Below are 21,949 nucleotides of genomic sequence, written 5' to 3' on the forward strand. Positions count from 1 at the left end.
ACAGACTAAGGCGACCAGCTTTTTAAGGCCGGTCGCCTGATATATATTTACCCTCATTTTCAGTTGTGTCCGTCTCCGTTATGAATATGGTCTACCTCGAACATTTCGGTCACATTCACTGCAATTTGAGGTGATTTTACCTCATCTACCATAATGACCGACTTTTCGGTAAGTTGAATATTATTGCTCGAAACGAGAATTTTAGCAGCGTCGATTTTAAGGTGGATGCTAGAATCCATTTCATCACTGACCCTCACATTCGTTTGTAATGCCAGGGTTACTTCTTTGTAATTATCGAGGCTGGAGCCATGGCTGCCCATGTGAATTTTAAATTCTGTATCGTCGGTTACAATTTCAGAAGTAAAACTTCCCTCAAAATTCAAGAATTTGTAACCAGCTTGCCATGACCACATCATGTGATGGCTTTCCGCTAATGCGAGAAAATCACCTTGGCCCTCGGCCCCTTGCAGGTATTTTTCTTGGTCAACACCTACCCCAAATTTTAAGGTAGTGTATTCGCCTGCAGGTATCTCAGGAAGTACCACATTATCTAAATCGGCCTCTTGGCTTATTACAAAATAGCTTTCATCTTTCGGAAAAACATACTCTTCTCCCGTTGAGTTTACCAATCTAAAATTGCTCACAATGTAACTGAGCCGTGTGATGGTCAAGTTTTCACCGTTACTGTTGGCGCTATTGGCAGCTCCGATAATAAGGTCATTGCCATTATAGCCATTGTCATATTTAATAGAAATGCTGCCGGAGCCGGTCAATTGGTCGGTGGTAGTATCGTTGCTTGAACAGCCAACCATGATTAAGGAAAATAGTATAGCAGTGCTTATGAGATTCAATTTCATGAATAAAAAGTTTGAACAGACCGGTTCATGAGATGTTTATGTCCGGTCTAATATTAAATAATAGGGAATAATGATGTTCGCTACTGGCTTTAACCAATTGCTTACAGATAGAAAAAAGTGCTATACCAATTCTGGGGGTTGTACGATATCATGAGCCAACAATGTAGAAGTAAGTGACTCAATAAATAAAGTTTGCTGAAGAGAGCTTTTTTCGAAGTCGAAATTGACACCTAGTTGAGGTAAAAATTCAAGGTAAACCAACGGTTGAATTTCGGTTTTGGACTGCTTTTCACCGAAAGGATTTTTTTCATGCTTTTCGGCTTCTTTGGCTAACATTTTGGCCAGATAACATTTGCCGTCACAGTTCATCATAGGTCGGTCTTTGTTCTCACAAAGCACATCTTTGATGTAGTCGTAATTCATGATATACTCTGCCACTGGCCAAAGTGGCTTAAAAAGCATAACGGTAGCAACCAAAAGAATTACGTATGATTTCACCGTGCAAAGATAAAGCTCAAAAGCTTTTAAAACTACTTATGTAGGGAAATATATGGTTAATTGAAGGCCGGTATGCCGGTAATATCTGCCCCTGTAATCAATAGGTGAATATCATGTGTGCCTTCGTATGTGACGACACTTTCAAGGTTCATCATGTGGCGCATGATGCTATACTCTCCGGTGATTCCCATTCCGCCTAACATTTGACGTGCTTCTCTTGCGATTTTTAAGGCCATGTCAACATTGTTTCTTTTGGCCATAGAAATCTGTGCCGAAGTGGCCTTGCCTTCATTCTTTAGTTGCCCAAGACGAAAAGATAGTAGTTGGGCCTTTGTTATTTCGGTAATCATTTCTGCCAACTTTTTCTGTTGAAGTTGAAAGGCTGCTATGGGTTTGCCGAATTGCACCCGTTCTTTGGCATATCGAAGTGCTGTATCATAGCAGTCCATAGCGGCACCAATGGCACCCCATGAAATTCCGTAACGGGCAGAGTCAAGACAGCCAAGCGGCGCACCCAAGCCGGATTTGTTCGGCAATAGGTTCTCTTTAGGTACTTTTACATTATCAAAAATTAGCTCACCGGTTGCCGAAGCACGTAGTGACCATTTGTTATGTGTTTCAGGGGTTGAAAAACCTTCCATGTCTCTTTCTATAATGAGACCATGAATGCGCCCCTCTTCATTTTTTGCCCAAACCACGGCAATATCCGCGAAGGGTGAATTAGATATCCATAGTTTGGCTCCGTTCAGTAGATAATGGTCGCCCCCATCTTTAAACTTTGTTTCCATACCGCCCGGGTTCGAGCCGTGGTTGGGCTCTGTAAGACCGAAGCATCCCATAAGCTCGCCGGACGCCAACTTTGGAAGGAATTTTTTCTTTTGTTCCTCAGAGCCATAGGTGTAAATAGGGTACATTACCAATGAAGATTGTACGGAAGCCGTAGAGCGAACACCGCTATCGCCTCTTTCGATTTCTTGCATGATAAGGCCATAGCTGATTTGGTCGAGTCCCGCTCCACCATATTCCTCAGGAATGTAAGGTCCGAAGGCACCTATTTCGGCGAGTCCGTTCAATATTTGATGAGGAAACTCGGCCTTTTGGGCATAATCTTCGATAATCGGAGATACTTCTCGTTTTACCCATTGTCTTGCGGCATCTCTGACAAGCTTATGCTCATCGCTTAACAGATCGTCAAGATTATAATAGTCGGGAGCTTCAAAAGAATCAGGCTTCATAACGCATGGCTTTTTACCAAATGTACTAATGAAATATAACATTTCATACGGTCGTTGTTACATTTTGAGGTAAAAATCTTTGGTCAAATCTTTATATTCTGCGGTATACTGATGGCGCTCTATTTCAATGGTTAATTCGCTTGTTTTAGTCACGACTTCTTGGAATGAGAATTCCAATAAACTTCTTTTAACGTCGGAATCGGGGTTGCCTTTGACCCTTGTTATACTTGAAGCAAATAGACCATTGTCACTGGCAAGCTCTAGAAAACGGGTCTCTTCTTTAAAGGGGATAATTGTTGAAAAAAAACCGTTTGATGAGAGCAAGGCCGATACCCCTTCCAGTAATTCTTCAAAGGGTAATGAATTGTTCTGTCTCGCTCTGTCACGCGCTGAATCGCCACTGGAAACGGCCTCGGCATAGAATGGCGGATTTGAAACAATTAAGTCATATTCCTCTTCCATCTCACCAACAAACTCATCAAAATCTGCATGATAACAGAACAGGCGGTCTGCCCAAGGTGAGTCTTCAAAGTTATTGACACACTGCTCATAGGCGTTTTCATCCGTTTCGATAGCATCTATACTTTCGGCAGTACTCCTTTGGGCGAGCATAAGGGCGATGATACCCGTACCAGAACCAATATCCAATATGGTTTCCGGTTGATGTCTCAAACTTGTCCAAGCACCTAACAAGACCCCGTCGGTACCGATTTTCATGGCGCACCTATCTTGATTGATGGAGAATTGTTTGAACTTAAATAATTCAGACATAGGTAAGATTTAGCTTTGCTCAATTTGTCCCGGTTCACGGGTTTCCGAGCCTTTTTGATTTTTGAGTGAGTCGCCCAATCGAGCGCGCATTTGGTCGGCTAGGGTTTTTATTTTTTCCACTATTTCGGGATGTTCATCCGCCACATTCTGCGTTTCACTTTCATCAGTTTCAAGATTGTAAAGCTCGATTTCTTTCAAATCGACCATTTTATAGGCTCCGGGCAAACCATCGGCTCCTGGTTCTTGACCTTGCATGGTGCGATAGGTGTGAGGGAAGTACAGTTTCCATTTGCCATACCGTACCCCGAATAGTTCATTGACACGGTAATAGAAAAAATAGGCCTCTTGAGGACTTTCAGCAGATTCTCCGGTCATAACCTTCCAAACATCTTTGCCATCGATGGTAAGTTCCGGTAGTTTTGAATCGGTAAGATTCGCGACCGTCGGGAGAATATCAATGGCCATAACCGGAACATCGATGCTTTTACCGGCCGGAAGTTTGGCCGGATATTTTGCTATAAAAGGTTCTCTTTGACCTCCCTCCCAAGCAGTTCCTTTGCCTTCGCGATAGGGTAGGGCGCTACCAGCATGATTACCGTATGAAAGCCACGGGCCGTTATCCGAAGTGAAAATGACCAGCGTATTTTCAGACAACCCGTTTTTTTCCAATGCTTTTACAATTTGACCGACCGACCAATCTATTTCCATGATTACATCGCCATAAAGTCCGCGATCTGACTTGCCCTTGAAATTGTCCGATACGAAAAGCGGAACGTGCGGTTGCGGATGAGGAACATATAGAAAAAACGGTTTGTCTTTGTTTTTCTTGATAAAATCAACACTGTGCTCGGTAATTTGTACGGTCAGTTGCGATTGATCGGTTAGCGTATCGATTACGGTTTCGTTGTGATAAAGAGGAAGCGGGCCAAAATTGAAGACAGGGCCTTGTTGTGGGTGCAAAGGCCACATATCATTGGAATAAGGAATACCAAACCATTCATCAAATCCATTTTTGGTGGGTAGAAAGTTAGCATGGTCTCCTAAGTGCCACTTTCCGAAAATTCCGGTAGCATATCCATTTTCCTTAAGCATTTCAGCCATGGTCGTTTCAGAAGGGTGAAGCCCTTTTTTGCTATTGGGCATCATGGCGTTATGAATTCCGATCCTGTTCGGGTAGCAACCGGTCAAAATACCCGCCCTAGAGGCAGAGCACACCGCTTGCGCGGCATAGAAACTTGTCAATTTAACGCCGTCAGCAGCCATCTGATCAAGGTGGGGCGTAGCAATATCATTGGCACCAAAAACACCCACATCACGATAACCTTGGTCATCTGTAAAAATGAGGACTATATTGGGCTTTTGAGGCCGCTCACTTTTTGGCTCGGATTCTTTTTTAGGTTTGCAACTGCTGATACAAATAACTAGAGCTGCTAAGAGGAGGTTTTTGGTCATGATAGGTTGTTATAGTTTGGTAAAAGGATTTCAAAAATAAGCAAACCTCTCAGTATTTCTCGTGCTGCATTTATTTTGACAGGAATGCTTCATTAAACAATTTGAACATGTGCCATTGATTAGGTTGAAAAATACCTATCTTGAAAGACCTTAAACTCAACTATCCCATGAAAAATAATCAGTTAAATAGAAGAAAATTTTTAGCAACCGGAATTCTGGCCAGTGCAGGTCTCGCCTTAAAACCCTCTCCATTATTTTGTGCACCTAGTATAGTGCGTAATCTTAAAAAGCCGAATTCTTTAATTAACGGAGTTCAGATCGGGGTCATTACCTACTCGTTTCGAAGTATGCCCGACCAAAGTGCAGAGGCAACCTTAAAATATGTTACTGATTCAGGTATAAGTGCCATTGAACTTATGGGCGATCCTGCCGAGTCTTTTGCAGGAAAACCTGAAAGCCCAATTGACAGAAGGGCTTTTTACGGATTGATGAGAGCCAAGAGAGACGGAAATATCACAGAAGACCAAGAAATTGAATTGGCGGATCTACAAGCTCAGGCCAAAGCTTACGGAGCTCAAGTAGCGGAGTGGAGAAAGAACATGTCAATGAATTCTTTTGAAAAGCTTCGGAAGATGTACAATGATGCAGGTGTGTCAATCTATGCTTTTAAACCAAGTGCCTTCGGCAAAGATAATAGTGATGCCGAAATAGATTGGGGAATGAAAGCCGCCAAAATATTGGGAGCAAGTCACGTTACCGTCGAGCACCCCAGTGATGACACACACACCCAAAGATTGGGTAAAATTGCCAAAGAAAATAAGGTTTATATGGCCTACCATGGCCATGAGCAACAAACACCTACCTTTTGGGACACCGCCTTGAAACAGTCGGAATATAACGCCTTGAATTTGGATTTGGGCCATTTTGTGGCCGCAGGTAATAGCCAACCCCTTGAGATTATCAAAAGTAAACATCAGCATATAAAAAGTATGCATATGAAAGACCGCCAGACCCCTGCGCACGATAAAGGTAACTTGGTTTGGGGCACGGGCGACACACCGCTAGAAGAAGCTTTACAATTGATGAGAGATCAAAAGTATAAGTTTCCGGGTACGATTGAACTGGAATATGAGATACCCGTGGGATCAAATGCGGTTCAAGAAGTTCAAAAATGTTTGGCGTATTGTAAGAAAGCTTTGGATAAAAGAGCTCATTGATTCAGGCTCGGGATGCTAGTTTCACCAATTTATTGCTAAGTGAAAAGAGCCAATGTAGTTGTTCGAGTATCAAGTGCGCTTCTTGAAGTCGTCTTCTGGTACGGTCATTGGGTGGGGTAGCTTCTATTGAGTTGTTAAGACTACGGTGTAGTTGCTTGAACTTTATTTCATTGTCCATTGTCTCGCTACCATTCTTATTTTTCTTTAGAATTTGAATCGTATGGTCAAGATTGTTGTCAATTAAATTTGCCACCTCTTTCAGTTCGTTTGAGGCACTGGTAGTCGTTTGGTTTTGAATATAGCCACTAAGAGAAGCTAATGAAGTTAGTATTCTGTGATTGTGAACGACAAGTTCATAAGTTCTTTCATAATCGATTTGTTTAGAAGAAGGTTCTTGTGTCATATCCTGAAAAGCGGTGCTGAGGTTTGAGTTCTCATCAAATGCTCTCTTTCTGGCAATTTTATATTCAATAGGAACTTCTCCTTTTCGGTCATAAAAGAGAATGATTTGTTCTAGAAAATCTTTATTGGCACTAACGCTTTTGATTACGGCATCCTCTATTTTAAGGAAGCTCCATGAGGGCCATAAGTAGTAAATCGCCAAAAAGGAAAGCACGGCACCAAAAACAGTGTCTAGAATTCTAAATTGGATGACCGATAGAATATCCGGTCGAATTATTCCGTAAATGAAAACGACGCTTAAAGTGATGAAAGTGGCTGCGATACGATAGTTTTTTTGAACTATGGAGAAGGCCAGTACCAAGCTGACGACGCCAAGTATTCCGAATACATAAGGACTTTTAATGAAGAAGACCACTGAAACGGCAATCAATGACCCGATCAAGGTGCCAATAATTCGCTCTTTTGTTCGCTCTTTTGTAAGCCCATAAGTTGGCCGCATAATAACGATGATAGTCAGAAGTATCCAATATGGGTTTTGAAAATCTAAAAATGACCCGATAGAAAAACCCAAAATCATGATGACGGCCAGACGTAGCGAATGTCTAAAAATATGCGAACGCATATTAAGATTGTCAATTAGAAGACGAGGGCTGTAATCTTGATGAGGTATGAATTTTAAAGCTGTTTCTGTATTGATATAGTCATTTTCATCTATGTGTGGGTCCTCCAATAACCACTTGATTTTTTTTAGCTTTTCAAATTGCTTTTCTTGATATTCGATTAAATTGTGCAGCATCAGGTAATGCTCTACAGAAATTTCACTCTCCAAGATTTCAAGGGCGCTCCGAACTTTTTTGAATTGCTCTTCTAATAGTTTATTTTTTGAATCTAAAGCCTTTTTTGGTGTTCTATTGCCAACATATTGAAGTTGATTCGCTATTTCAAAAATAAGACCTTGAAAGTCTGAGGCCAAAGAGGGCTTTTGGCTGAACAAAACGTTCATTTTATCATATTCGACCGGGTTGGCCAATGCCACTTCTAAAATCTCTACTAACTGGGCAAATACAAGCAGACGTTTGTTTTGGTAGATGGAAGGTCCGGCATCTTTTCTTGATTTGATCAGTATGTCTCTTAGAGTGCCATGAAGCTCGATTAATTTATCTTGTTGTTTGGCCAAGTTCGACCTTAATGCCAGCTGATTACTTTTGGGGTCTATGAGTTTGCCCCTTGTTTTTAAAAAACTGGCGGTAAGTTGGTAGATTTCCGACAGGGTTTCTTCGGTTTGTGCTCTCGGATTTAAATGATGCCAAATAATTATCAGGCCGAGGTACCAAAGTCCTCCAACTCCTATCCATAGGCAATGTTCATATACTTCAATTTCCTTGGCCTCATAGGCAAAACTAAGAACCAAGGCCAAAAGGCCTGAAAAACCGATCAGAGAAGCCCTAAAACCGAATATGGCCAGATAGGCTACCGAAAAGGTTACAATGCCTAAAACGGGTAACATGTACCACTCCCGTAAGTTGAGGTAGCCGCCAATCAAACTTATGACCATCACTAAAAGAGTAGCCCAAAGAATAGAAATGACATTGTGTCTATGGCTGCCGTTGGTATTACTGGGCGAACACCACATGGCGCCAAAAGCTACCGATAAGCCTACTTCTAAATGGCCTAGTTGAATACCTAGTACAATGGGTATACTTACCGAGATGCCTAAAAGAATAGCTTTCGAGAAGTCAGTGCTTTTCAGGTATTTGATAAAACTTTGGCTATAGTCGAATAGGTGTTGCTTCAAACCAATATGAACATTTCAATTTTTTACAAAAGTAAAACAACACCGATTTAGTATCGGTGTAAAGAAGGTAAGGCGGCAAAAAGTAAACTTTTTAAGTTAAATAAAGGTCGATAAGACCCTCTGGGGCGTTAACAAAAACCGTGCGGGTCTTTCTGTCCACTTTTAAAACAATATCATCCGTAATAGGAATCAAAATTTGTTTACCGTCTTTGTCAACAATAAGAATTGCCTGGGCGGTAGAATCGTTAACACCGACCACCTTGCCAATATCACCTATTGATTTATCATTGACACTAAAATCAATGATTTCATGAAAGTAAAATTGGTCATCTTTTAATGGGGGCAACATGGCCAAAGGTAGATAAAGCTCATGGCCCATAATGCGGTCGGCCGAGGCTTCGTCTTTCACCTCTTCGAAATCTATTCGCAAGAGGTCTGACTTGTGCAATCGGGAGCGATCAATAAAAAATGGAACCAGATTATTGCCTTTCATCAAGACAAAAACTGATTCCATATTTTCGTAAGCTTCGGGCTCATCGGTGTCTAGCTTTGCTAGTACCTCACCCTTATAACTATATTTTGAAACGATTTTACCTAGGTAGAAACAATCTTCCTTACGCATTTCGTTTCTTGATATATGAATTATTCTGCAGCTTTCTCTTCAGAAGCCTCTTCAGTTGCTTCAGCAGCTGGTTCTTCTGAACCTTCAGCAGCTTCAGCTTCGGCAGTCTCAGCTACCTCTGTTTCGGCCGCAGCTTTCAAACGAGCCTCGTTTACTTCTTTCTCTGCTTTTAAGGCTTCGGCTTTGGCTTTCTCTTTTTCTTCTTCTAGACCACTTCTTTTAGCGGTAATTTTGCCTTCTTTTTCCTCTAACCAAGCATTGAACTTTTCTTCTACTTGTTCTTCGGTCAAAGCGCCTTTACGCAAACCAACAAGAAGGTGTTTTTTCAATAAAACGCCTTTGTATGATAAAATAGCTCTGGCGGTATCAGTAGGCTGAGCACCGTTTTGCAACCATTTTACAGAGTTGTCAACGTTTAGTTCGATTGTAGCAGGATTGGTGTTTGGGTTGTAAATTCCTAATTTTTCTAAGAACTTACCATCTCTCTTTGAACGAGAATCGGCAGCTACTACCCAATAGAATGGTTTACCTTTCTTACCGTGTCTTTGAAGTCTAATTTTTACTGGCATATCACATTAATTTGTGGGGTGCCCGACCCCTGTTATTAATTCTATTTTTCCCTAAAAAGGGCTGCAAATATACTTCATTTCTTTTATTCTGCAATAAATAAAGGCTAATTCTACTCTCGTTCAGCCAATTGATCTTTGCCCTTGATCATATTTGAATTGTGCGAAGCTACCAATTTTTGAATTTCGAGAATGATTTCAGGGTGATCCGCCGAAATATCGAAGTTTTCTGATGGGTCTTTGTTAAGATCGTACAGTAATGGTTTGTTGTGTTCAATACGTTCGCCAAATTGACCGTATGCCCCTTGGGTAACAAAATGGGCTTTATAGTTTTTTAGGCGAACGGCATAGATTTCATCTCCTCTATAGTAGAACATGTGATCTCTTTCACTTTCTCTATTTTCAGTTAGGCTTTTGGTGAGGTCAATACCGTCGATTATTCGGTCTTGTGATATTTTTCCTCCCGCCCATTGGGTAAAGGTGGTAAAGAGGTCCATGGTAGAACCTATATCTGTTACGACCCCAGGCTTGATATGTCCTGGCCCCCAAAACACCGTCGGTACGCGCATACCGCCTTCCCAAGTTGTTCCTTTGCCCGCCTTTAGAAGTCCGGCGCTTCCTCCATTCAATCCAAACGAAAGCCATGGGCCGTTATCCGAGGTGAAGACAACAATCGTATTTTTTGCTAGGTCTTCTTCTTTTAATGTTTTTAATATGTTTCCGATGCCGTTGTCGATTTCTTCGACCACATCACCATAAAGGCCTCTCTTGCTCTTTCCTTTAAAAGCTTCGGATGCAAACAAGGGTATGTGGGGCAGGTTGTGGGCCAAATAGATGAAGAAGGGTTTGTCTTTGTTCTTTTTGATATAAGATACGGCTTCATTCGAGTATCGAGTGGTAATAGTATTTTGGTTGGCCGGCCTTTCAATTATTTCTGTATTTCGCAATAAGGGAACATTAAAATGTTCAGTTTTTATACTGTCATTACTTCTCGACCAGTAGTTTTTGTATTCATCCCCTTGAATTCTATCCATATCGTTTGAATAGGGTATGCCAAAATAATAATCAAAACCTTGGTTAGTAGGTAGGTAAGGTTCTTTATGACCAAGATGCCATTTTCCGATACAGGCGGTACTGTACCCTAAATCTTTAAGTTGTTCGGCTAACGTGATTTCATTTTCAGGAAGCCCATATTTAGAGTCGGGAAAAAGCACCCTGCTTTTGTGGCTTGCCATTCCGCTTCGAACGGGTAGTCTACCGGTTAGTAGGGCGGCTCGGCTTGGCGTACAGACGCTGGCCCCAACGTAGAAGTTGGTCCATTTTTGTCCTTCATAAGCCATTCTGTCGAGGTGAGGGGTTTTAATGGTCGGGTGGCCAAAAGGACCGATGTCTCCATAACCTAAATCATCTGCGAAGATGATAATGAAATTGGGAGGTGTTTGATTTTGGGCGGTAAGCTTACTTGGCCCAAAAATTGTTATTAAGATGAGGGTTGAAAAAGCTTTAATTGTGGGTGTGCGAAGGTTTAGCTTCATATCTGATATTTTGGCAGTATAAGATAATGAATAACCGTGTAGCGTTAAAAACAAATACCCTTTAATACGTCGTTGATAACTAGTTGTAACTCGGCTTTAAAAAACTAGGTCAATTGCCTAATTTTATGGGCTCTTGTTCGAAATGCTTCTTGGTATTTTGAATTGCCGCTTTCTATTGTAAATCAGAATTTTAGTTGTATGTACTTAGTCTTTGATACCGAAACAACGGGTCTTCCAAAGCGATGGGATGCCCCCATAACCGATACCGAAAACTGGCCGCGGTGTATACAGATTGCTTGGCAGTTGCATGATGCCATGGGTAATTGTATCGAACATCAAGATTATCTGGTACAACCTGAAGGATTCAATATTCCGTTCGATGCAGAGCAAATCCACGGAATTTCTACCGAATTGGCAGAGCAAGATGGTGTACCCCTTAGCGAAGTGCTAGAGAAATTTAATGATGCTATGTCGCGTACTAAATTTATAGTGGGTCAGAATGTGGGGTTTGACGTTAATATTATGGGTTCGGAGTTTTATCGAATGGGAGTTGAAAACCCTCTTCAAGAACTACCTGTTTTGGATACCTGTACCGAAGAAACCGCCATGCTATGCCAAATACCCGGAGGTAGGGGCGGAAAGTTTAAACTTCCGACTTTAACTGAGCTGCATGAGTTTCTGTTTGAAGAACCCTTTGCCGAGGCGCATAATGCAACCGCCGACGTTGAGGCGACCGCAAGATGTTTTTTGGAGCTTGTAAGAAAAAGGCAGTACTCGGCGGAAAAATTAGATGTTGGGCCTGACTATTTCCGTAATTTTTCCGAAGCAAATCCGCAAGAGATTCAGCTGATCGGGCTAAGGCACATTAATCTCAAAAAAGCTTCCAAAGAGATAGCCGATGCCCTTTGGGAGAAGGATACCGGGGGTGTTTCTCAAGAAGAGATCAAAGAGAACATCAAGACTTTAGAAGATGCCCAATTTGCGCATCTTCACAACCATTCCCAGTTCTCGGTTCTTCAATCGACAATAGATATCAAGAGTTTGGTGAAAGCTGCGGCCCAAGATAAAATGCCAGCGGTAGCTTTAACAGATCACGCCAATATGATGGGCGCCTTTCACTTTGTGAAAGAGATAGGTGCGCATAACAAAGGGGTGAGGGATAAAAACCAGGAAGCCGCTGAAAAAGGTGAGCCAGAAGTTGAAAAAGAAATTACGCCGATTATTGGCTGTGAATTTTTCGTTTGTGAAGACCATACCAATAAGAATGTAAAAGATTACGGTTATCAGATCGTAATGCTGGCAAAGAATAAAAAAGGCTATCACAATCTGGCCAAAATGTCTTCCATTGCTTACACTAACGGATTCTACTATGTGCCACGAATCGATAAAAATGTCATTCAACGCTTTAAAGATGACATTATAGTGCTGACCGGTAACCTCTATGGTGAAGTACCGGGTAAGGTATTGAACGTTGGTGAGAACCAGGCCGAAGAGGCACTTTTATGGTGGAAAGAGCAGTTTGGCGAAGACCTGTACATCGAAATGATGAGGCACGGTCAAGAAGATGAAGATCGTGTCAATCAGGTATTGCTGCAATTTGCGCAAAAGCATGATGTAAAGCTTGTGGCCACTAACAACACTTATTATTGTGCTAAAGATGATGCAGAGGCACATGATATTCTGTTGTGCGTAAAAGATGGTGAAAAACAGGCGACCCCTATAGGTCGTGGAAGGGGTTATCGATTTGGACTGCCCAATCAAGAATACTATTTCAAGTCGCAAGAAGAAATGAAAGGCCTATTTCAAGATGTGCCCGAGGCCGTTTTGAATGTGCAGGAGATAGTAGATAAAATTGAGCCATTTGAATTGGCCCGCGACGTACTCTTGCCGAAATTCGGTATTCCGGATGAATTTAAAGACCCTCAAGATGATGAAGATGGGGGCAAAAGAGGCGAGAACGCCTATCTGAAACATATCACCTATGAAGGTGCCAAAAAACGATACGGTGAGATAACCAAAGAGATAGAAGAGCGGTTAGACTTCGAGCTCGAGATTATTAAAAACTCTGGCTACCCAGGTTATTTTCTTATTGTTGAGGATTTTATTAGGGAGGCTCGAAATATGGATGTTTCCGTGGGGCCGGGTAGGGGCTCGGCTGCCGGTTCGGTAGTGGCTTATTGTTTGACCATTACCAATATCGACCCCATCAAGTACGACCTTCTTTTTGAGAGGTTCTTGAATCCTGATAGGGTGTCCATGCCCGATATCGATATTGATTTCGATGATGAGGGGCGTGGTAGGGTAATGGATTATGTGATTAAAAAATACGGGGCCAATCAAGTGGCCCAGATAATCACCTATGGTACCATGGCAGCCAAATCTTCGATTCGAGATACGGCCCGTGTGTTGGATCTGCCATTAAGCGACGCCGATAGAATAGCAAAGCTGATTCCGAACATGTCGAAGCTCGCCAAGATTTTCGGTGTTTCGGAGGCAGATTTAAAAAAGAAGTTCAGGTCTGATGATCTTGAAAAAATCAATGAACTTTTAAACATTGCCGAAGGAGATGATTTAGAAGGGCAGACCCTAAAAATGGCGAGAGTACTGGAGGGGTCGGTTCGAAATACCGGAATTCATGCCTGTGGGGTGATTATTACCCCTGATGATATAACCAATTTTGTGCCTGTATCGACAGCGAAGGATTCTGATCTTTATGTGACCCAATTCGACAACTCGGTGGTTGAAAGTGCAGGTTTGTTAAAGATGGATTTCTTGGGGTTGAAAACCTTGACCCTGATTAAAGATACGGTGAAGATTGTCAAGGCCAAGCATGGTGTCGAACTGGTGCCCGACGATTTTCCTTTAGATGACGAAAAGACCTACGAGCTCTTTCAGAAGGGAGATACTGTTGGAATATTCCAGTATGAATCCCCTGGTATGCAGAAGCATATGAAAGACCTGAAGCCTACGGTTTTTGATGATCTTATCGCCATGAACGCATTGTACCGACCGGGCCCGATGGATTATATTCCTAGTTTCATCGCCCGAAAGCATGGCAGGGAAGACATCAGTTACGACTTGGCGGATATGGAGGAATACCTGCAAGAGACCTATGGTATTACGGTCTATCAAGAGCAGGTGATGTTGCTTTCACAAAAACTGGCCGGTTTTTCAAAAGGTGAGGCAGATATGCTTCGAAAGGCAATGGGTAAGAAAATCTTTGCCCTCTTGCAGAAGCTCAAGCCTAAATTTTTGGATGGTGGTGAGCAAAAAGGGCACCCTCGCGAGATATTGGAGAAGATTTGGAAAGACTGGGAGGCTTTTGCATCCTATGCATTCAATAAGAGCCACTCTACCTGTTACGCTTATATCGCTTATCAAACTGCTTATTTAAAAGCGCATTACCCGGCGGAATATATGGCTGCCGTTCTTAGTAATAACATGAACGATATCAAGCAGGTTACTTTCTTTATGGAAGAATGTAAACGTATGGGGCTTGAGGTGTTGGGGCCTGACGTAAATGAATCGTATTACAAATTTGCCGTTAACCAAGATGGGGCTGTTCGTTTCGGAATGGGAGCCATCAAAGGTGTAGGTCGTGGTGCGGTCGAAACTATCGTTGAAAATCGTAAAAAAGAGGGCCATTTCAGGTCTGTTTTCGATATGGCCAAACGAATTGACTTAAGGGCCGCTAACAAAAAGGCTTTTGAAAATTTGGCCGTTGCCGGAGGTTTTGATTCTTTTGGAGGTACCCATAGAGCTCAATATTTTCATGATGAGGGCGATGGGGTAACTTTCTTGGAAAAGGTCATTAAATATGGGGCAAAATATCAAGAGAATGAGAACTCGTCACAAGTAAGTCTTTTTGGTGATGCCAGTGAGGTGCAAATTCCCGAGCCTGTAGTGCCCCCGTGTGAAGATTGGGGTACCATGGAAAAATTAAGGCGTGAAAAAGAAGTGGTCGGTATCTATATATCTGGTCACCCTTTAGATGATTTTAAGACAGAGATACAAGCCTTTTGTAATGCGACCGTTTCCTGTGCCAATGATTTAGAAAATTATGTGAACCGAGAGTTGTCTTTTGCAGGTGTTATCACCGATGTGCAACATAGAACTTCAAAAAATGGAAAGGGATGGGCCGCTTTTACTTTGGAGGATTATTCCGATTCTTTTGAGTTTCGAATTTTTGGTGAAGAATATCTGAAGTTCAGACATTTCTTGATGATCAATTCGTTCGCTTACGTAAAAGCTTATGTTCGTGAAGGGTGGACCAATAGGGAAACGGGCAAAAAGGGAGACCCTCGTATTCAGTTCAATAGTTTTATGTTGCTACAAGACGTGATGGAAGCGTACGCCAGAAAACTGACCATTAAGTTGAATATTGATGATTTGAAGGAAGAAGATATCACTCAATTGAAAGAGACACTGGTTACCTACCAAGGTAGTCATCCTTTAAATTTTGTGGTCTATGAGATGGAGCAAGAAATAAAAGTCAATCTTACCAGTAGAAAACAAAAGGTTCAAATTTCAAGCGAGCTGTTGGCTACATTGGAGAAACAACAAGTTCATTATAAGCTGAATTAACATCAATTATAAAAGTTATATAAGCTATGTTTGAAATAAATTACCTTGATAGCGTTATAGCTAAAATGAATTCTATTTGCGTAAGTAAGGCTTACAATTATTGACTAAATTTGCATAATCCAATAAAATAAACAAAAATGGCATTAGAAATAACAGACGCAACTTTTGATGAAGTAGTCTTAAAAAGTGATAAACCCGTAGTAGTTGATTTTTGGGCAGCTTGGTGTGGCCCTTGTAGAATGGTAGGCCCCATCATCGAAGAGGTAAGTAGTGAATACGAAGGCAAAGCTGTTGTAGGTAAGGTAGATGTAGATGCAAACCAAGAATTTGCTGCTAAATATGGTGTTCGTAATATACCAACTGTATTGGTATTCAAAAACGGTGAGATTGTGAACAGACAAGTTGGCGTTTCTCCTAAAAAGGTATATACCGATGCAATCGACGCGCTTTTATAGTAGTCAATCGTTCAGAGAATAAATAAAGAACCCCGCACTAGCGGGGTTCTTTATTTATAGGGTCTTAGTTTTTTTAGGTAGGTAATTCAATTATGCGTTCAGGGCCATAAAACTTTAGTGCTACAAAAAATGCAATGGTTGAAAGAATGATGCCTACCATGAAGATAGTATACGTCCACCGTAATAATTTATATTTTTTGTCGAGTACCACACCCAAAAAATACAAGTCTTTGGTTAGGGTATTGTAAACATACGTTTGATCTTTAATAAGTTCTTGTATGGCCCACTCATAGTCTTGCAATTTCATCTTATGAAAATTACCGAAGAAGAGTAGGTTCACATCTTTGTTCTCAACGTCTTTTTTATCAAATTCACCACTGGTTACATTGGGTCTGGTCGCCAGAACCGACATGACCATTGAGGCGATACTGAACAACACAAAGATTCCCGTTGGGTATATTAAATAGTCATTGCTTGGGTTATCAAGTTTCGGGATTAAATTGGTCAGTAAAAGAGATATAATAATGGCATTGACCGAAAGTAGTATATTGGCTTTGGTATCCGCAATATCACTCAATTTTAAGTGGTTGCGCATTGAAACCCGGTACATCGTCTGAATTCCGCGTTCAGGGCTTTGGTTCTTCAGCTTTACTTTGAGCTCTTCTTTCTTTCTGGTCTTGTTGGCCTTTTTGAGCTTCTTGACCAGTTTGTTCAAGTTGTCATCTTTGCCCTCTTGCCAGTTGGTCTTGGCGTAGTCGGTATAGAATCGGTGTTCGGTCTGAAACATTTTAATGTTGGCCTTCCTCCAAGCTTTTGGCGACATTTCCGCAATGCCCAACAGAGAAAGTTCTTCCCGTAGCATTTCAGAAGTATCGGCATAGCTAGACTGACCTAAATGCGATGAATCGGCATCCCTCATTATTTCTTCAGACAAGGTAGTAGGCTCATGTCCCCTTTCGGTTGCCATAATCAATGCACAAACGTTGTTGATTAGCTTTTCAGAACAGTCTTGTTGACTTAAAAATTCCTTGGCTATTTCGCAACTTGCGCGTTCGTGGTTTTGTGTACCTTTGGTATAACCTGTATCGTGAAGCCAGGCAGCAAGTATAATTGCGTTACTTTCCTTCTCATTGAGGTTATAGTGTTGCAGTAATTCTTTGCTACTTTTGACGACCCTTTGGGTGTGTCTGAGGTTATGGTATAAGTAATTATTATCCAATTTATTGACCAACAAGTCGGTCGCAAAATTTTCGGTCTTCGAAATTAAATCGGACATAAAGCGGGTTTTACGCCCAAAATACGAAATAATAAGAACCAAGAGTATTCCTATGCCCAAACATTTTGCGCTCATTGCATTTGTCGTTTTATTTACCGCCTGTGCGACTTATAGACCCAAATACAAGAATGGAAAAGGGGTTGAGACCTCTACCGACAAAGAGGTAGTTCATACGTTTTATTTGATAGGCGATGCGGGACTATCGCCCATGAACGATATGAATAAAGCCCTGAAGATTTTCAAGAAAAAATTAGATGTGGCCGATAAGAATAGTACGGCCATTTTTCTTGGGGATAATATATACCCAGCGGGTCTACCAGACCCTAAAGATTCAACCCAAGCTTATCTGAAGGCCAAGAACGATTTGGATGCCCAAATCAAAACACTTGAAAATTTTAAAGGTCAACCATTGTTCATACCGGGAAACCATGATTGGTACACCGAAGGCTTGATTGGCTTAAAAAGGGAGCAAAAATATATTCAAAAAGCATTGGATAGTAAAGAAGTCTATTTTCCCGAAGATGGCTGCCCTATCAAGACTATCGAGGTCAACGATGATGTTGTCATTATAGCCATAGATACAGAATGGTATCTCACCAATTGGGACAAGCGACCGGATATTAATGATAAATGTGACATTAAGAGTCGTGAACGGTTCTGGCTTGAACTGGAAGATGAGATCAAAGATAATCGCCAACGCACCACTATCATAGCTATGCATCACCCGGTATTCACTTATGGGTCGCACGGCGGGGAGTATACTTTTAGAACCAATTTGTATCCGAAGGGTAAGATAGGTCCTTTACCGATATTGGGCAGTTTTATCAATCTTTTGCGCCGCACTACAGGCGCCTCTATAGAAGATATGCAGAACAAAAGGTATACCGAGCTTAGAAAACGCTTGATTACTTTGGCTCAATATTCCGAAAAGGTAATTTTAACTTCTGGGCATGAACACACCCTTCAATATATTGTTCAAGACAATACACCTCAAATTGTAAGTGGATCGGGAGCTAAAAAGGGTGCTACACGTTTATTGAACGGTAGTCTTTTTTCAACTGGCCAACGAGGGTATGCCGTACTTGATATTTATAAAGACGGTTCTTCTAAAGTTGACTTTTTTGGTGTGGGTGAAGATGATAATGAAGATTTTTTGTTTACTTCTCAAGTATTGCCGCCGAATCGAAAGATTTATGAAGGCAACTATCCCAGTTCATTTCCAAAAACGGTCAAGGCATCGGTTTATACAGATGAAGAGGTTGATAGAGGTAGGTTTTTTAAGTTTCTGTGGGGTGACCGTTATCGAAAATACTACGCCACCAAAGTTACCGCGCCCACGGTAAATCTTGATACGCTTATGGGTGGCTTAGAACCTGTTCATAAAGGTGGCGGCCATCAATCGAAATCGTTGCGCTTAAGGCATAAGAGCGGTAAGGAATATGTTATGAGAGCCTTGAAAAAAGATGCGGAGTTATATCTTCAGGCCATGGCATTTCAAGACCAATATGTGATGGGCGAGTTTGAAGATACCTTTACTGAAAATTTTCTGTTGGATTTCTATACGGGCTCGCATCCGTATGCCCCATTTACCACCGCGGCACTTTCAGATGCCGTAGGCATTTATCATACGAATCCTGTTCTGTATTACATTCCCAAACAACCAGCTTTAAAAGATTTTAACGAGAGCTTTGGTAATGAGCTCTACATGATTGAGGAACATGCGGGCGACGGACATGGTGATTTGGCAAGCTATGGGTATTCTAACGACTTAAAAAGCACCGATAGTATGCTTGAAGATTTGCGTGACGATGAGAAATATGAAGTCGATTCTGAGCTATATCTGAGGGCCAGGCTTTTCGATATGGTATTAGGTGATTGGGACCGACATGTAGATCAATGGCGTTGGGCCGAATTTGAGGATAAAGAGAAAGACAAGATAATTTACAGGCCTGTTCCCCGCGATCGTGATATGGTGTACTCAAAACATGGTGACGGATTTTTTATGAACCTGGCCACTCGCATCGTTCCGGCTTTGCGACTGATGGAAGGGTTCAATGAAGAAATTAGAAGTGTAAAAGGCTTCAATTCTTCACCTAAAACCTATGTTCTTGATATGGCGTTGTTAACTGAAACAACGTTGAAACAATGGATAGACCAAGCCCACTATTTACAGAAAAATTTGACCGACGATGCTATTGATGAGGCTTTTTTATCATTTCCGGAAGAAGTAAGGGATGAATCGATAGATGAAATCAAACGTATTCTTAAGACGAGATTGGCTCAAATCGATAAAACCGCGCGGACTTATTATGGTATATTGAACAAGTACGCGGTAGTGGTCGGTACCGATAAAGATGATTGGTTCGAGATAAATGTTCTTAGCGATAATGAAACACAGGTAAAGGTCTATCGCAATATCAAGGGAAAGAAGGATAAATTGTTTTTCGAAAAAACCTTCAATGCAGGTGTAGCAAAAGAGATTTGGGTGCACGGGCTTGACGATGACGATCGATTTGAGGTGAATGGTGACGGGCCGAGTAGTATTCGAGTACGATTGATAGGAGGTCGAAATAACGATGTCTATGAGTTAAAGCAGGGCGGTAATATTGCTATATATGATTATAAAGATAAAGAGAACACCCTTAAAGAAACGAAGAATGCCAAAGTGAAGTTGACGAACGATTATAACGTTAACACCTACCTGCCACTTCAAATCCGAAGCTCGAACAACCAAATATTGCCAACCATCGGCTTCAACCCAGATGACGGTGTTAAGATTGGTTTTAGCGATACCTTTACCTATAACGGTTTTAGGCAAAACCCCTTCACGCAACGACATAGATTGAATGCATCTTTTTACTTTGCCACTAGTGGTGTTGAGCTAGCTTACTCCGGTGAGTTTGCCGAAATTTTCGAAAATTGGAATTTTGATATATCAACCCGTTTTACAAGCCCTAACTACAGTATCAACTTTTTTGGCTTCGGAAACGAAACTGTGAATAATGATGATGAACTTGATATGGATTATAATAGGGTGCGGATGGAAAATTTTGAGGTTAGTCCGTCATTGGTATGGCGGGGTCAACTGGGCGCCAAAATAAATGCTGGGTTTTCATTTGAGTCGGTGCATGTTGAAGAGACCGACAATCGCTTTATCAATACATTCTACATAGAAAATGGCGAAGAAAGTAGACTGTCATTTGTAGGTCTAAATGCAAAATATTCGTATTCAAATAGTGATAATACTGCGTTTCCGACCTTGGGTATGGGTACTGCGCTAGAAATAGGGTATAAGAACAATATTAGCGAAGGCGGCGATTTTGGGTATATTATACCTGAAATCTCCTTTGATCATAAAATCATACCCAACGGCCGTCTTGTTCTGGCATCTAAATGGAAGGCGCACTTTAATATAGGTGATGGATATGAATTCTATCAAGCTGCCAGCATTGGCGGGCTTGATGGCCTTCGAGGTTTTAGAAACCAGCGTTTTACCGGAAGAAAGTCGTATTATCAAAATACCGATTTGCGCTATAGCCTGAGACGTATAAAAACTGAACTTTTGCCCGTAACCATGGGTCTTTATGGTGGTTTTGATTACGGTAGGGTATGGACGGATGAAAGCTCCGATATTTGGCACACTTCTTACGGTGGCGGTTTCTTTTTGAACGGCGCCGATATCTTGACTGCACGCGCGGCTCTGTTCCATAGCGTAGATGGACTTAGATTCTCTTTTGGTGTAGGTTTCGGGTTTTAGTTGGAAGGAAGCTGAAAGGAATATAGATTTCCTCCGCCGGCCTTTGATTTTTCATCCGATATAAGAAGGGTGTTGTCACTGGCAAAGGTTACTGATTCCAATTGGGTGCGAACTCCAAGGTCAATCTCTTTCGATGTCGAATCGAAAAAATTGTCATTAGTGAAACCGGTAAACAGCCATATTTTTCCATATCCCAACAAAACGACCGTTTTACCATCGTCTGAAATATCGGCAGAAGTTATCCTGCAGGTCTCCCAATCGTCGCAAATATCGAGTTTGGCAATGAATTGAGCTTCATAGTCACCTTTGGAGTCAGGAACTTTGTATAACCGAGTTTCTCCAGTAAAAGGATTGGCCCTGTTCTTAGTGAATATGTACAGGTTTCCTTGATAATGAAAAAGTGCCTCGGCATCGAAGAGCCTATCTTTTTTCTTGGCAGGAAAGTCTTTTTGTTCAGGATAGCTAAAGGTTATCTTTTCCGCATCTATTTTATCTCCTTTTTCAACGTCCGGGTTGGGTAATTTATAAATGGTTAGGTCTTTTCGATCATTACGGTTGTTGCCAAAATCGCCGATATAAAGATTTCCTTCTTTATCCTCTGTTAGTTCTTCCCAGTCTCTATTTTTTGCATTTTTGACTTCCAACTTATTTAGTTGCTCGCCATCGAAGCTAATATTATATATAATATCATGGTTTCCACTGTCGGCCACAAGCCAAGCCGAATCTCCCTGATAGTAGGCGATTCCGGAATTTTCTTTTAAATCACTGGGTAGTTTGCTCAAGAATTTAAGCTGCCCATGATTGGCACAACTATAAAATAATGAGCAATATAGAAGAACCGCAGAAATGTTTTTCAAATCTTACTATTGATTTGGGGTTTGTTAAAATAGGTTATGCCAGAAACTTGCAAGCTAAAGAAAAGATGCG

The 21,949-nt window shown here is 41.4% G+C and carries 15 protein-coding genes; 4 read left to right on the plus strand and 11 right to left on the minus strand.

What is annotated here, in order from left to right; all coding sequences use genetic code 11:
• Positions 1-59 precede the first annotated feature (59 nt).
• The 5 genes from IL356_RS06575 to IL356_RS06595 form a co-directional block, all read right to left on the minus strand.
• On the minus strand, positions 60-857 hold the full coding sequence (locus IL356_RS06575; protein WP_121850234.1) for an MbnP family protein: 798 nt from the start codon (positions 855-857) through the stop codon (positions 60-62).
• A 120-nt stretch (positions 858-977) separates the two neighbouring features.
• Positions 978-1,355 carry a hypothetical protein gene (locus tag IL356_RS06580; RefSeq protein ID WP_121850233.1) on the minus strand — a complete coding sequence of 126 codons (378 nt, stop codon included), beginning with the start codon at positions 1,353-1,355 and terminating at the stop codon, positions 978-980.
• Positions 1,356-1,411: 56 nt separating this feature from the next.
• Positions 1,412-2,590, minus strand: coding sequence for an acyl-CoA dehydrogenase family protein (locus IL356_RS06585; protein WP_121850232.1), 1,179 nt, complete (start codon positions 2,588-2,590; stop codon positions 1,412-1,414).
• Between the two features lie 57 nt (positions 2,591-2,647).
• Entirely contained in the window at positions 2,648-3,361 is a 714-nt protein-coding gene (locus tag IL356_RS06590; RefSeq protein WP_121850231.1) for a tRNA1(Val) (adenine(37)-N6)-methyltransferase, read from the minus strand.
• Positions 3,362-3,370: 9 nt separating this feature from the next.
• The gene (locus tag IL356_RS06595) at positions 3,371-4,813 is read right to left on the minus strand and encodes a sulfatase family protein (RefSeq protein WP_121850230.1); all 1,443 of its coding nucleotides are present in this window, start codon (positions 4,811-4,813) and stop codon (positions 3,371-3,373) included.
• A gap of 167 nt (positions 4,814-4,980) precedes the next feature.
• Between IL356_RS06595 and IL356_RS06600 the strand changes: the two genes are divergently transcribed.
• Positions 4,981-6,030 (plus strand): sugar phosphate isomerase/epimerase family protein, encoded by a 1,050-nt coding sequence (locus IL356_RS06600; protein WP_121850229.1) that lies wholly within the window; start codon positions 4,981-4,983, stop codon positions 6,028-6,030.
• Position 6,031: 1 nt separating this feature from the next.
• Here IL356_RS06600 and IL356_RS06605 read toward each other — a convergent pair whose 3' ends face one another.
• From IL356_RS06605 to IL356_RS06620, 4 genes are all read right to left on the minus strand, one after another.
• Complete coding sequence (locus IL356_RS06605) at positions 6,032-8,227, minus strand: FUSC family protein (RefSeq protein WP_225621405.1); 2,196 nt, start codon at positions 8,225-8,227, stop codon at positions 6,032-6,034.
• A 91-nt stretch (positions 8,228-8,318) separates the two neighbouring features.
• Positions 8,319-8,849: a ribosome maturation factor RimM gene (rimM, locus tag IL356_RS06610; RefSeq protein ID WP_121850227.1), complete on the minus strand. Its 531-nt coding sequence runs from the start codon at positions 8,847-8,849 to the stop codon at positions 8,319-8,321.
• Between the two features lie 20 nt (positions 8,850-8,869).
• The gene (locus tag IL356_RS06615) at positions 8,870-9,418 is read right to left on the minus strand and encodes a 30S ribosomal protein S16 (protein WP_121850226.1); all 549 of its coding nucleotides are present in this window, start codon (positions 9,416-9,418) and stop codon (positions 8,870-8,872) included.
• 110 nt (positions 9,419-9,528) lie between these two features.
• Positions 9,529-10,950: a sulfatase family protein gene (locus IL356_RS06620; protein ID WP_121850225.1), complete on the minus strand. Its 1,422-nt coding sequence runs from the start codon at positions 10,948-10,950 to the stop codon at positions 9,529-9,531.
• 198 nt (positions 10,951-11,148) lie between these two features.
• Between IL356_RS06620 and dnaE the strand changes: the two genes are divergently transcribed.
• Together dnaE and trxA are read left to right on the plus strand one after the other, a co-directional pair.
• Complete coding sequence (gene dnaE / locus IL356_RS06625; RefSeq protein ID WP_121850224.1) at positions 11,149-15,534, plus strand: DNA polymerase III subunit alpha; 4,386 nt, start codon at positions 11,149-11,151, stop codon at positions 15,532-15,534.
• Between the two features lie 137 nt (positions 15,535-15,671).
• Positions 15,672-15,989 (plus strand): thioredoxin, encoded by a 318-nt coding sequence (gene trxA, locus IL356_RS06630; protein WP_121850223.1) that lies wholly within the window; start codon positions 15,672-15,674, stop codon positions 15,987-15,989.
• 73 nt (positions 15,990-16,062) lie between these two features.
• Here trxA and IL356_RS06635 read toward each other — a convergent pair whose 3' ends face one another.
• Positions 16,063-17,265, minus strand: a complete 1,203-nt coding sequence (locus tag IL356_RS06635; RefSeq protein WP_121850222.1) for a Pycsar system effector family protein — start codon at positions 17,263-17,265, stop codon at positions 16,063-16,065.
• A 52-nt stretch (positions 17,266-17,317) separates the two neighbouring features.
• Here IL356_RS06635 and IL356_RS06640 point away from each other — a divergent pair, with 52 nt between their 5' ends.
• Complete coding sequence (locus IL356_RS06640; RefSeq protein WP_121850796.1) at positions 17,318-21,022, plus strand: metallophosphoesterase; 3,705 nt, start codon at positions 17,318-17,320, stop codon at positions 21,020-21,022.
• On the opposite strand, the gene IL356_RS06645 is transcribed toward IL356_RS06640, so the two are convergent.
• The gene (locus tag IL356_RS06645) at positions 21,019-21,804 is read right to left on the minus strand and encodes a hypothetical protein (RefSeq protein ID WP_225621406.1); all 786 of its coding nucleotides are present in this window, start codon (positions 21,802-21,804) and stop codon (positions 21,019-21,021) included. The two genes, IL356_RS06640 and IL356_RS06645, sit on opposite strands and share 4 nt — an antisense overlap.
• Positions 21,805-21,949 lie beyond the last annotated feature (145 nt).

Source organism: Euzebyella marina (genome assembly GCF_014855515.1).
Classification (GTDB): Bacteria; Bacteroidota; Bacteroidia; order Flavobacteriales; family Flavobacteriaceae; genus Euzebyella; species Euzebyella marina.